Raw genomic sequence first — 13,707 nt, forward strand, 5'->3', positions numbered from 1 at the left:
ATAACATCAAAATTGGCGGAATGGAATCAGTGAACACGCGAGCAGAAAATATTTTCAATTTTTTCTGCGAGACGAAATGAGTATTCGTTCTAACCGGAATCGATTCAGGAATTGACCAGCAGTGTTCCGTATTTGACGGTTCCACATGAGAGTGTGGTTTGCAGATTGAAACGGGAGCCGGGACCATCGTAATGGAACAATATGAGATCAGCTCTAGAGCCGACTTCGAGCCGGATTTGCTCAAATCCCAGTAAACGTGCGGGATTCAGCCCCGCCATATCCAGTGCTTCCTGCAGGGTAATCCCTGCCATATCGATGGCAGTCGTGACACAGGAATCCGTCTCCAGGCCCGACCCGGCGAGCAATTGACGCTGACCAGCAATCACAATCGGTCCATCTTCCAGGACTTCCATTTTGACCGAGCCTTCGTCGTAAATTCCAGGGGGTAATCCTGCCAGACCGGAGGCATCGCAGGTGATAATAGTGTTCTCGAGCCCTTTGGTTTTAATAATCGTCCTGACCACACTGGCAGGGAGATGGTGCCCATCGGTAATAATGCTGGCCATCAACCGGGGTTCTCCCAATTGTTCCCAGATATAATTCGGGTGCCGACGTAACGTTCCATGGGCGCCATTGCCCAGATGGGTACTTAACCGCGCGCCCGCATCAACCGCTTCGATGATCTGTTCCGGCTCGGCAGCAGTATGACCAATCGAAACCACGACACCGGAAGCGACCGCCTTTTTGATAAAAGGAATCGCATTGTCCACTTCGGGAGCCAACGTAATCAAACGAATTCGATTTCCTGAAAGCTCCTGCAATCGGGAAAATTCATCCCAGTCAGCAGCACGCACCTGATCCAAGGGATGAGCGCCCCGTGGTCCCTGAATCGGTGAGATATAGGGCCCCTCCAGATGACAGCCGGGAACCATTTGATCAACCCAGGGGTATTCTTCACACGCTTCCCGGATCGCAGAAAAACCACTGACGTAATCTTCGAAAGAGCTTGTAATCAGAGTCGGACAGAGTCTGGTAATACCATACTGATAATGCTTCTCCAGAACCTGACAAACTTCTTCGACGGTCAATCCCGGTTTATTGAACCAGATGCCTCCGTGTCCATTAATTTGCAGGTCAAACATGGAAGGGCCGATAAAAGGAAGCCCTGCTGCTTCGGAATCGGGCAGCAGTTCAATCGAAGAGATTTTGTCTTCTTTGATCGTTATGCTGACAGCTTCATAGGTATCGTATCTTCGTCCAACTAACTCCATCAATTGCCTCGAGCTCTAAAACAATTTGAATAGGAATGATTAATGTCTTTAACAATGTGAGCGGCTAGATCTGTTTTTATTTAAACTTAGAAAGTATAAGAATTATACTGCAAAGTCAAAAAAAGAATTTTTAGATCAATGCCTTATACCATGAAATTCATGCAATTTACAGTGAGAGCTGTAATGTTTGTGTACTATGCAAAAATTCTGAGTATTTTTTATGGAAACAGGTGCTTCCCGGCTCCCGACTGAGTAGAATTGATGGGAATGAACAATTTTTGTTCACCAACTTAGCTTCTTCTACAGAACTGAGATCTTCTATGTATTTAAAAATGGCCAAACGTGTCTTGCTGGAAACAGATAAAAGGCTCGTCTGGAAGTTGGCTTATAATTTTGGGTTCAAAGGCGCTCTCTCGGTTCACAAGCATAAAAAAAGGTTGAAGCGAGGAGAATTCTTCCCCCCCTTTCTCTACATCTCCGTGATTAACAGCTGCAACCTGCGCTGCCAGGGATGCTGGGTCGATGTCGCAGCCAAGCAGGAAAAAATAGATGTCGAGGCCATGTCGCGGCTGATTACCGAAGCAAAGGAAATGGGAAATTCCTTTTTCGGGATATTGGGGGGAGAGCCGTTTATGCACCCTCAGTTACTCGAAATTCTGGAACGGCACCCTGACTGTTACTTTCAGATTTTTACAAACGGTCAATTCATCACGGACGAAATCGCTAAAAAGCTCCGCAAGCTGGGTAATGCCACTCCCCTGATCAGTGTGGAAGGCAACGAAATCATCAGCAACCTCCGCAGAGGCCGCAATGATGTCTACGAAAAAACCATGCAGGGGATCCAGAACTGCCTGAATAACAAATTGCTCACAGGCGTCTGTACCAGTTTGTGCAAATCCAACATCGATGATTTACTCACCGAAGAATGGGTTGATAAGCTGATCGAAATGGGCGTGATGTATTGCTGGTATCATATCTACCGCGTCGCAGGACCAGAGCCCAACCCGGAGCTGGCGCTTTCTCCTGAAGAACAGTTACGCGCGCGGAAATTTGTGGTGGATATTCGCGCCAGAAAACCAATCGCTGTGATCGATGCCTATTTTGATCACGATGGCACCGCACTCTGCCCGGCTGCTACGGGACTCAGCCACCATATTAATCCCTGGGGAGACATTGAACCATGCCCGGTAATCCAGTTTGCCACGGATTCGATTCATGATCAAACGAAAACGCTGAAAGAAAAATTCGTGCAATCTGAATTCCTGAAAGACTTCAGACAGGTAGTACAGCAAAACACACGTGGCTGCATCATTCTGGAACGTCCCGATCTATTGATCGATCTGATGAATAAACATGGTGCCAAAGATACCACAGCCCGGAAACAGGCAATGCAGGAACTGCAAAATCTGGAAACGCGCACTTCGCAGTATTCCCCCGGAAACGAAGTACCCGAAAAGAGCTGGGCCTATCGTATCGCCAAGAAATTTTTCTTTAATGATTTCGGGGTCTACAAAGGCACCGACCACAGTCAGACCGCGGCACCCGGAATTCTGGCAAATCGTGCGAGTTCTACACTCTCCTCAAATGACAATCCTGCCAATTTCGTCTCGCTGGAATCGATGAAGAGTGACATTCGCTGAAGGTTTTTCAAAACAGCACTTTCCTGCGGCGAAGTTAGATCTTCTCCATTTGAATTCATGACGGACACGAAACGAAAGTGCACGTCTACTCTTCTTGCGAAAGATTGACGATCAAGGTGGCATCCACTTTAGAACTGAGAGCTGGTTTGAACTGGGAAGCGGATTGAATCGACGTTACTTCCAATTGCATTTTATGCTTCCACCACTCACTGGCATCTTGAATCGTCCATTTCCCGTCCAGCTGGCATACTGAGAGTGCCTGAAGGATTTCTGCCGCTGTCTGTGGACGCTTGGCTGGATCTTTTTCCAGACATTGCATGACGATTTGCTCCAGATCCTCTGAGACCGGCTTTCCCAATCTCCTGGAAGGAGTCTCTGGCTGCTCCTGGGTATGCTTCATGCAGATTTCAATGATCGAACTACCATCGAAAACGGTCGTGCCGGTCAGCAGATAATAAGCGACAGCCCCGAAGGCGTAGAGGTCACTGCGGGCGTCTACGGAATCAGGATGGCTGATACCTTCCGGAGAAAGATACATAGGTGTACCCGCCATTGAGTTCGTGGATGTCAAGGATGCCTGCTCTCTCCCATCAACGGCTTTGACCAGTCCAAAATCGAGCAACTTAATGAAATCATAAACGCCCCCGCGATGCGTCAGAAAGATATTTGCCGGTTTCACATCCCGGTGAATGACGCCCAGACTATGTGCTTCAGACAATGAACCGGCGATCTGTTTCAGCAGATGAATCACGCGGCTTTCCGGCAGTGCTCCAAACTGTTTAATCAGATCATCCAGATTGATGCCTTCCAGCAATTCCATCGCATAATAAAACACACCTTCCGGCGTGCGCCCATAATCATAGATGGCAATGGTATTCGGATGATTCAACTGGCTGGTCAACTGCACTTCCCGCTCAAAGCGTGCCACCGCTTCATCGGTGGTTTTCTCAATATCCAGCAACTTGATGGCCGTCGGGCGTCTGAGCATGGCGTGATGGCCGCGATAGACAACCCCCATACCCCCTTCACCCAGTTTCTCTCCCAATGCATACTGTCCTAACCGCTTTGCTTTAATCACAGCGCGGCGGGTTTCCTGTTCCTTCCTCGCAACGATCACAGTAAAGATAAAAATGGCGACAGTCCCGGCAGCTAACAGACCAAACAGCCCCCAGAAACTGTAGCGTAATAAATACAGAGGGCGATAAGCTTCTGCGACATCCATTTCTGTCACGACACCCATTTCGTATTCAGGCAGCCACGTCCAGGCTCCCACCACGGGAACTCCCCGGTAATCTCGATATCCGTTGACATCTACACCACTCTGATTTTGCACCGCAGCGGCGGCCATTTGAGTTAAAGGTCGTTCCGCCAGCCTTAATGCGGGGCGATTGCCGCTGACCATATTGACCTCTGGATCACGAATTTGCACATTCAGTATTGAATGTGAATCCTCACGGTCCGGGATCAGGCCAATCATTTTCAACTCTTCATCAAACCGGCTCTGAGACAGCATCAGTCCATCCTGGTCGAAAGCGTAAGCCTCTCCTGTCTGGCCTGCGCGCGCCACAGAAAGTATGCGGGTAAAATTGATATCAGGCCGAATCAAGAGCGCTAACGACGCGACAACCGCCCCTGAATCATCCTTCACCGGTGCCATCGCAATCATTGTTGGTAAGCCGACTTTTATTTCTCCTGAATCGGTCTTGCGTGCAAACAGACTCTCAAAGGGGCGTGTTACCGTGGCTTTTCCCTGTCGCACTTTCTCGAGAGCTGATTTCTGAATCGGCAAATCAGCTCTTCCAATCGGCTCGTCACGAGAAGAGACTAAAACTCTCCCGTTGAGACTGAAGATTCCCACATCCAGATATCCCAGATGTTCCATTTCTGATTTGAATTCATTCCGCAGTTCTGCCAGCGTTTTCGAATGCAGCAAGGCTTCGCGGTCGTCCGGATTCTGCTGGTCGATTGTGACAAGTTCATTCGTCAGTTTCTGAATCCGCGATTCATTGGCAAGGACCTCCGCTAATGATTCTTCACGTTCCAGCCAGATATTCAATGCAGCCACATCAGCATTGAGAATCGTCTGCAGATTGTCCGAAACCGTCTGCCTGCTCGATTGTTCAACAACCGATCGCACGATGAAGGCGAGCACTAGCAGCAGAATCGTTCCGGCGATCGGCCAGATCCACATGTTTCCTTTCAAAAACAGTTTTGAACGGGAAAACGACTTCAGAAACGAGTGGGAAAAAGATCTGCCGAGAGAAGTCTTAGATACATTCATGAAACACGATCGAGCCCAGAGAATTCAATGATTAATTCAAGAACATCGATTGTGTCATTTTCAAGAACAGGCTTCAAGAACCGAATCAACTTTCTTTGAGAACCGGTAAAATCTCGGCCAGTCTGTTTAATGCAAATTTGTCACCATGTGAATAAAAAAAGTCGTGACCTCATAGAGGCACGACTTTCATCGTATTGCTGTCATAACATTGCGACGGTGGGGTCGCTGCAAGAAGGACGCGAATCGGGTAGTGCCTGGCACTCACCACTATTGATTCCGGTCCATGCTAAGTTTTAGGATCCTCCGACGGAATTTGAAATGACAGAATACTGTTTCCATTGTATGCATCGTCAATGCCATCGTCGACGGGTGATTTCAATCTAAATTAAAAAATCCACCACAACTCAGGCATTTTGAATAAAAATGATTTCGACCTCTCAAAGGTTGTAAAATTCATCGGCATTCAGTGGTCTGACTGATTGCCTCGTTTTTCAAAAAACGCAAAAAACAGGACGTTCCTTTGGAGGCCAATAAACGCGCCTCAGGCAGGACGGGAATCTTAGTCATTTTCTGAAAGCAGGCAAGAGTAATTCGGGGAGGAAAAATAGAGCGCGCCCTGGAAGTGAAAAATCGAGCTTTTCACCAGTGTACGATCTGCGCTGCCCATTTCAGAATGGACTCAGGCTTTGCGGGCACCACTTTTCATCAGCAACCAGCCAATGACGGCGATCGAAACCAGAACAATGCCGTATTCCATCGGTGAAATATTGTCCCATCTTTTACTCAGGTAATTGATATAAAAGGTGGAATACTGCTGCCAGGTATCTCGAATTGTCTCAATCATCGCTTACCCTCTTCTACTTGATACCAACAGGAGACCCGCTGCCCTCGGTGTCGGAATCTTTTCTTCCTGCCGAATTAGTACAATGTTCATAATCGGCAGAATCGATAGATCCCTGCTTTGGATAAAGCAGGCCTTACAACCCTATCTGAAATATAGTTCCTGAATTTGAAGTGAGCGGCGAGAAAAAACTTCTTACGCAGGCAATATAGATAAACAACCCCCTGCATTCAGCGAACGCGGAGGGTTGTTTTCATTCTGAATTCTGAGAAACGTGATCTGTCAGAGGTATTCATTGATTACATTTTCGATCCATTCCTGTCGACCACTGAGATTGGGAGCAGAATCTCCTTTCTCCAGCATGTAAGTTTCCAGATCGGAAAAGGAAGCGCTGCCCGATTCAATTTGTTTGCCAATGCCTTCATCATAGCTGGCATAACGTTTGGCAACAAAATCAGACAGCACGCCATCTTTACGAATCTGTGCGGCGATTTTTGCACCGCGGGCAAACGCATCCATCCCACCGACATGAGCGTAGAAAAGATCGACCGGCTCAAAGCTCTCCCGTCTGACTTTAGCATCAAAATTGACACCGCCGGGAGTCAATCCGCCCTGATCGAGAATCGCCAGCATGCATTGCGTAGTCAGATAAATGTCCGTGGGAAACTGATCGGTGTCCCAGCCGAGCAACAGGTCTCCGGTGTTCGCATCGATGCTTCCCAGTGCTCCCTGAATCGAAGAGTAAACCAGTTCATGCATCATGGTGTGACCCGCCAGTGTGGCATGGTTTGTTTCGATATTCAGTTTGACATGATCCAGCAGATCATTGGCCCGCAGAAAATTCAAACAGGCGGCGGCATCGAAATCATACTGATGTTTCGTGGGTTCTTTTGGCTTGGGCTCAAACAGGAACTGTCCTTTAAAACCAATTTTCTGGGCATGTTCGACCGCCAGATGCATGAACCGGGCTAAATGATCCAGCTCACGTTTCATATCGGTATTGAACAGATTCATATAACCTTCACGGCCACCCCAGAACACATAATTCTCTCCTCCCAGGCGATGCGTGACTTCCATCGCTTTTTTGACCTGAGCCGCAGCGTAGGCAAAGACGTCTGCATTCGGGCTGGTGGCAGCACCGTGCATGAAGCGGGGATGTGAAAACAGATTGGCCGTTCCCCATAAAAGCTTGATTCCCGTCCGTTCCTGAGCTTCCAACAGTTTATCGGCGATCCGGTCAAAATTGTCATTCGCCTCTTTCAGGGTCGCACCGTCAGGAGAAACATCTTTATCGTGAAAACAATAATAAGGGGCCTGGAGCTTTTCAAAAAACTCAAACGCGACGTCCACCCGCTTAAGCGCATTTTCTACAGAATTAGAACCGTCATCCCAGGGGCGCTGGAGGGTCGCAGCACCAAACGGATCGCTGCCGGTACCACGAAATGTATGCCAATAACAGATACTGAACCGAAAGAGATCCCGCATCGATTGGCCTTCGATTTTCTCTTCCGGATTGTATTGCTTGAATGCAAGTGGATTTTTGCTCTGAGGGCCTTCGTACTCGATTTTAGGGATGTCTGCAAAGTATTCCATGATGCTTACCTGTAAAGTGGTTAAAACGTTTTAAGACAATCACTTCAAACGATTATTCTAAACACAATCGTTTTCTGGGTGTAGGCCCGGGAAGTTATTGAACAAACATTACAAATGGATTTTCAAAGTGATCTTGCCTCAGAATTATCAATCTGGGAAACTTCGCGGCTGTTTGAGAAAAGCCAGCCAATCCCCTTTCACCTGCCCCGTCGAATAAAACAACGGAGTAAACGCTCTGATTCAGCCTGACTTCGCTTTGCGATTTTGCAAAGCTGTCTGAGTGACGGCATCCGGTAATGACTCGTAACCTCTTAAATTTGATCATGTTATGCGCTCTGTGTACTGGTTGTGCATCGAGCGGGTTTCAAGCTGCGCCTGAGATGGCCTCGAATCCGATTCAAATTTCGGGAACAAATCAGGATGTGGTCTGGGAGCGGGTTGTGGACATCATCCACAATTATAAATTCCCGATCGCGCGCGAGAATAAGCTCGATGGCAGGATTGAGACGGAATATAAAGTGGGTGCAAGTTTGCTCGAACCCTGGCACGGCGATTCTGTGGGCTTTGACAACCGTATGGAAAGCAGTCTGCAGTCGATCCGGCGCAGGGTATTTGTCAGCGTCACTCCCGTAGAAGGGGGTTATTTGCTGGGAGTCGAAGCCTTCAAGGAAATTGAAGACGTTCATACAGCCACTTCAAGTGCTCCCGGGGGGGCTACATTTCAACAGGAACTCAGCTTACGCCGTGATCTGAACCTGGTGCAAGAACGCAGTACCCCTCCTGGCTGGATTCCTCTGGGACGTGACCCGGCTCTTGAGCAGGACATGTTGGAAAGCCTGCAGGTTGCTTTTTCGCAATAGGTACAACCTCAGCAGAGGCTGCTGTTTCACACTGGTCGCACCGCTACGCTGATTCCCTGCAAAGTCACCGCATTCCTATTTACAGAGTATCAACTTTCCATTTTGAGTGACTCTTAAGCGGTAAATTGTTTCTCCGTGCTGAATTAACACCTCGTGATTTCCTTTCAGAAGTGTATCTGAAGAAATCACGTCTGCAGGTGTTTCGTCTTTGGGGGCTGACGCCGGAGCAAGGCGTTCTACTTTACTTTGTTCGCTCATGGTCTTGTTGATACCAATTAATTAAGAGATTTCAAAACTGCAGATCAATACGCCCCCGGCAGCAATCAATAATTCGGCCACCGATTGAAATGCTCTATACAAATGTCGCAAGGCAAAGAGTCACGATCTGACCACCACTCTTAAGAGCTGCTTTTCGCAGAAAATAATGTGAAAAACAAATCCCTATTTACTTGCATGCGTCATAACTGATTGCTAACATAATGATCCTGAGACTCAGTGTCAATAAAGATTGATTATCAAGTCTTGGACAAGTTACTGAAATATCGGCAAGACGGCTTATTCATCCGGGCACCAGTGGTGCCTGTTTGCACGTTGCAAAACCATATGTTAAACAGCACGTTGCCACGATCTTTTTTACAGGAAAGAAAAGAAATGGGGCAACATTTTCTACAGAACCGGCAATCTCGCAAGATCAAGCATGGTTTTACATTAATCGAATTGCTGGTGGTTATCGCCATTATCGCGATCCTCATCGCTCTCCTGCTGCCCGCCGTACAGCAGGCTCGTGAAGCGGCTCGTCGGAGCCAGTGTAAAAACAATCTGAAACAGATTGGTTTGGCCTTGCACAACTATCTAAGTGCCCACACTGCATTCCCGCCTGCCTTCTGCGTCAGTCCCAATGGAAGTGGCGGATACACTCCCGGCGGCCAGTGGTCGATTCAAGCTCGTCTTCTCCCGTTTGCTGATGGGGCCAACCTGTTTAATAACATCGATTTTACAAAGGATTACTCGGGACAGAGCGACCCCAGCATTGCTTACACTCGCACTCCCTTCTTGATGTGCCCCAGTGAAGTGAATGACAAAATCCGTACCACTTCCGGGGGTGCTCCGGAACACTATCCTGTCAACTACGGTTACAATGGGGGAACGTGGCGCGTCTTCACGAATTCCAGCCTGAGCGGTGGCGATGGGGCCTTTTATCCCAACAGTAAAACCAAGCCACGCGATTTCACAGATGGCATGAGCAATACGCTCTGCTTCGCGGAAGTCAAAGCCTTTACCGCATATAATCGTGATGGGGATTCCGGAACATCTTCCATCCCCGGTTTTGCCAGCAGTGTTGAATCATTGATCGGCGGAGGAGGTTCGAATAAAGGCAACAGTGGTCATACGGAATGGGTCGATGGACGCGTTCATCAGACCGGTTTTACGACCACACTCCCTCCCAACACGAAAGTCGCAGTTCCCGGTGCTAACGGAGCCATTGATGCGGGAGACTACACATCCTGCCGGGAAGCTCAAAGCTGTAGCGGCCCCACTTACGCCGCGGTCACTGCCCGCAGTTATCACATTGGTGTGGTACACGCTCTACTGATGGATGGCGCAGTCCGTTCTCTCAGTGAGAATATTGACCTGAATACCTACCGTGCCCTCGGCACCCGCAGCGGCGGTGAAGTCATCGGTGAATTCTAGAGCGCATCACATTTAACCATATCGTCTCTCGTTCTATGATACTCGGTCCAAATGGCCCTGGAGACGCTACAGTAAACCTGGACACAGGCTAATCCAGTATCAACACTGAAATAGCACTTCAGTCCAAGCGAAGCCCTCCGGAATGATCGGAAGGGCTTTTCTTTTTTGATTCCAGTCTAAGAGCCTCAACACAAAAAATCGTTTTATTGTTCCAGCTCGGGATTACTGCTGATCTTCGGCCGTTTTTTTACCAGAACGCATCAACGTCATGATTTCCTGTAACCCCAGCATGCGGGCCAGCAGCAAATAAATCACCACTGCGGAAACTACTGGAATCAATACCCTGATCAGGCGAGAGGCAAATGCATTCTCCAGCGGGATCAGCTGCAATTCCGCGATAATGACCAGCGACATGACGAGTGTCGCCAGACTTGCTCGCATAAATGTTCTCGTAATCACGGAAAAATCGAGTGAGCCGATTTTTTCTCTAATGAGCCAGGTACTCAGACCGGTTTGAATAATCGCCGCCACGGAAGTTGCCAGTGCGAGCCCTTTCCCCTTCAGCCACCAGATAAAAACCAGATTCAAGACCAGATTGCAAACCACAATCAACACACCAATCCTCACCGGAGTCCGCGTATCCCCAATGGCGTAGAACCCGCGATTCAGAATCAGCACCGCCATAAATGCAAAGACCCCGATGCCATAATAGCGAATCATTTCAGCAGTCTGTAAAGCATCAAACACATCAAAATCACCATATTGAAACATCAGCAGCGACAACGGTTCTGCCATCAAAAACAGACCCATGCTGGCAGGTAACCCGACTCCCAGCACCAGTTGCAGTCCCAGGAGCAAATCCTGCCGTAATAAATCCCCGTCTTTTCTTTCTGCATGCCGGGAAAGCCGGGGATAAAGCACCGTTCCCAATGCGACGCCAAAAACTCCCAGGGGAAACTGATACATCCTCTGACCAAAATAGAGGGCGGAGGCAGTTCCCGATTCAAAGATCTGCCAGAACGGAAGCCCTGCATCGCCGGCAGCCGAATGAACGCCTTCTGGTTTCGCCATCCCCCAGGCCAGGAGACTGTCAATCAATGTGTTGAGCTGAGTGATGGATAACCCCACAACAATCGGAGCCATAATCGCAGCGATGGTTTGAACTTGTGAAAAACCGCTCCGCCATTCCATTCGGGGGCGATAACCCAGAGAGAATAATTTCCACGCCGGTATCAATAACTGAAAGACACCTCCTGCCAGTATCGAAACACAAACAACAGTTATTTTCGTGTGGGGGTCTGGAAAAAATGGTGCCGCCAGCCAGATCCCCATCATCCAGAACAGATTCAAAATGGAGGGCAGCAATGCCGGTAGTGAAAAATGATTTAACGCATTCAGAGTGGCGTTGATCTGGGCCGCCAGACAAATCAAAACCAGGTAAGGCAACAACAGACCGGATAACCAGTACAGGAGATGCGATTCGGAATCGGCTGTTCCAAAACAGCTCAACAGAATCAGCAGCGCTTCACCAGCCAAGACTACCAGAACGGAAAAAACCATCAGCCAGAACAGGACAGCCGTCACCAGTCTCCAGGAAGACTCGCGACCATTTTGTTCCAGTTCCCGGATATAAGTCGGCAAAAAAGCCGTTGAGAGTGCGCCTTCTCCCAGAAGACGCCGCATAAGATTGGGCAATTTGAACGCCACTGAAAAGGAATCCATGATCGGACCATTGCCGAACAATGTCGCCATGCCGATATCCCGGATCATCCCCAGCACACGACTCACCAGCGTCAACAGGCTGACAACACGCAATCCTGCAAACAGCCCGCGCGTATGATGATCGGTAACCTCCCGCGATGGTTCTTTTTGAGAAAGCGGAGGTGGTGCAGAATCATCCATTATTCACTAATTGAATCAGGATAAAACTGGTTCAAGACGTGCCGAGTTGATATCGATCGATTCGAGAATATCAATCACACGCTCCAGTGGTAAATTCCACTCTCTGGCCCAGATAATAATATCCAGATTTTCCATTCGCATCAGGAAGATTCGATCCAGAATGCGGTCTGCCAGCAAATCATTTTCCAGTTGAAGCGACTTCAAAAAGCCAAAACGGGTTTCACTGAATTCCTGCCAGCAACGATTTCCCAACAGATGCTCGATCTTCTTTCCGATGCAAAAGTAATACCAATGATTTGCATACCAGTCAGAAATAGCAAGTGTGCCCAGATCAGAGCCAATCTTTTGGCTTTCGATCCATTTATGACGCTCAGCTTCCAGAGGAGCTTCCTCATAGATGCTGGCTGCATCACTTGGATCTAAGAGTTCCGACGACGACATGCTTCACCTCAATGTGCGTCTGAGATCCCAATAGAAGTACGAAACTTTAACAATCACTGCAAGGTTCACACAGTGTCAATGAATTTCGCAAAAACCTTATTAACATTGATTTATACCCCCACGCCAAATTCAAGGCAAGATTCATTCTGGGGAGAAATCAAGAATTTTGAAAGGAAGTTTATGAAGGAACACGCACTCTGTCAGTTTTTGTATCAGATTATTTACAGTCCAATTAAGGCTTACCGCTGAGCAAAAAAAGCAGCCGCTCCAACTCCAGTCTCGGGGCTAGACGACTGTTCCCTTTAAGATTGAGATCGGTTTCCAGTAGCCAGTGACTGATTTTTTCAGCCCGCTGACGACTCAATCGCCGCAGGTATCGATCCGAAGGATCAATGTCGCGTGGAAAGACTCCGGCTTCTTTTAATGCCTGTTTTAAAGGGATTCCCTGCACGGCCAGCTGTGCAGCTTTAAAATATTTTCGCCAGACAAAAGTCAATCCACCCAGAATTTTCTGTGGCGCCTCACCGGCGACTAACAGATTGTCCAGATAACTGAGTGCATTGCCGATGTTTCCATCGCGGATTGCCCCCGTCATCGCCCAGGTCGTTTCTGCCTTCCATCCACCTACAACAGCCCGAATATCATCAGGGCTGATTCGTGGCTGATCCCCCACAAACGTGGACAACTTTTCCAGTTCCTGATGAATTTGGCCACATTGACTCCCTACCATTTCGATCAGCAACAAGGCGGCATCGCGCGAAATCTGCTTTTGATGCACCTGTCCAGCAGTATCGGAAATCCATTTTGCCAGCTGGACTCCTTTGAGTTCTTTGCATTCGAGATCCAGGCCGATTTTCGCGACCAGTTTTGCCAGCCGGGTCGCCTTGCTCCACGATCTGACGTCCAGAATCAACAGAGAACTTTTTGACGGCGCTTCCAGATATTTTTCGAGCCGGGCACGATAAGCGGTCACAAACTTTTCCGCTTCGTCAACAATCACCAGACGCTTATCTCCCCACATGGAAACAGTTTTCAGCTCATCAAACAGCGCAGACGGAGATAAGTCGTTCTGCAGTCGTTTCCCGTCAAAACGAGTGATACTGGTATCTTCTTCCTCTCCCAGCACAATCGGCTCAATGGCTTTAATCGCCTCCTGCTTCATATACCGATCATCACCATGCAGGAC

The 13,707-nt window shown here is 48.4% G+C and carries 11 protein-coding genes; 3 read left to right on the forward strand and 8 right to left on the reverse strand.

Going from position 1 to position 13,707, the window contains the following annotated elements:
* Positions 1-104: 104 nt before the first annotated feature.
* The gene (locus tag Q0294_RS10490) at positions 105-1,271 is read right to left on the reverse strand and encodes an amidohydrolase family protein (RefSeq protein WP_299464500.1); all 1,167 of its coding nucleotides are present in this window, start codon (positions 1,269-1,271) and stop codon (positions 105-107) included.
* Positions 1,272-1,591: 320 nt separating this feature from the next.
* Between Q0294_RS10490 and Q0294_RS10495 the strand changes: the two genes are divergently transcribed.
* Entirely contained in the window at positions 1,592-2,911 is a 1,320-nt protein-coding gene (locus Q0294_RS10495; protein ID WP_366917955.1) for a radical SAM/SPASM domain-containing protein, read from the forward strand.
* Between the two features lie 85 nt (positions 2,912-2,996).
* On the opposite strand, the gene Q0294_RS10500 is transcribed toward Q0294_RS10495, so the two are convergent.
* The 3 genes from Q0294_RS10500 to xylA all read right to left on the reverse strand — a co-directional run bounded on the left by Q0294_RS10500 (position 2,997) and on the right by xylA (position 7,626).
* A complete protein-coding gene (locus tag Q0294_RS10500) occupies positions 2,997-5,102 on the reverse strand; it encodes a serine/threonine protein kinase (protein ID WP_299464506.1) in 2,106 nt (701 codons plus the stop codon).
* Positions 5,103-5,871: 769 nt separating this feature from the next.
* Complete coding sequence (locus tag Q0294_RS10505; protein WP_299464509.1) at positions 5,872-6,036, reverse strand: hypothetical protein; 165 nt, start codon at positions 6,034-6,036, stop codon at positions 5,872-5,874.
* Positions 6,037-6,315: 279 nt separating this feature from the next.
* Complete coding sequence (gene xylA, locus Q0294_RS10510) at positions 6,316-7,626, reverse strand: xylose isomerase (protein ID WP_299464512.1); 1,311 nt, start codon at positions 7,624-7,626, stop codon at positions 6,316-6,318.
* 380 nt (positions 7,627-8,006) lie between these two features.
* Between xylA and Q0294_RS10515 the strand changes: the two genes are divergently transcribed.
* A complete protein-coding gene (locus Q0294_RS10515) occupies positions 8,007-8,486 on the forward strand; it encodes a hypothetical protein (protein ID WP_299464515.1) in 480 nt (159 codons plus the stop codon).
* Positions 8,487-8,561: 75 nt separating this feature from the next.
* On the opposite strand, the gene Q0294_RS23405 is transcribed toward Q0294_RS10515, so the two are convergent.
* Entirely contained in the window at positions 8,562-8,744 is a 183-nt protein-coding gene (locus Q0294_RS23405; protein WP_366917956.1) for a hemin uptake protein HemP, read from the reverse strand.
* 393 nt (positions 8,745-9,137) lie between these two features.
* Between Q0294_RS23405 and Q0294_RS10520 the strand changes: the two genes are divergently transcribed.
* Positions 9,138-10,178, forward strand: coding sequence for a DUF1559 domain-containing protein (locus Q0294_RS10520; protein WP_299464518.1), 1,041 nt, complete (start codon positions 9,138-9,140; stop codon positions 10,176-10,178).
* 222 nt (positions 10,179-10,400) lie between these two features.
* Here Q0294_RS10520 and murJ read toward each other — a convergent pair whose 3' ends face one another.
* From murJ to holA, 3 genes are all read right to left on the reverse strand, one after another.
* Positions 10,401-12,080, reverse strand: coding sequence for a murein biosynthesis integral membrane protein MurJ (gene murJ, locus Q0294_RS10525; RefSeq protein ID WP_299464521.1), 1,680 nt, complete (start codon positions 12,078-12,080; stop codon positions 10,401-10,403).
* A gap of 15 nt (positions 12,081-12,095) precedes the next feature.
* Positions 12,096-12,521 carry a hypothetical protein gene (locus tag Q0294_RS10530; protein ID WP_299464524.1) on the reverse strand — a complete coding sequence of 142 codons (426 nt, stop codon included), beginning with the start codon at positions 12,519-12,521 and terminating at the stop codon, positions 12,096-12,098.
* Positions 12,522-12,753: 232 nt separating this feature from the next.
* A partial coding sequence (gene holA / locus Q0294_RS10535) for a DNA polymerase III subunit delta (protein ID WP_299464528.1) occupies positions 12,754-13,707 on the reverse strand: 954 nt, incomplete at its 5' end.

This window comes from uncultured Gimesia sp. (assembly GCF_937919775.1).
Classification (GTDB): domain Bacteria; phylum Planctomycetota; class Planctomycetia; order Planctomycetales; family Planctomycetaceae; genus Gimesia.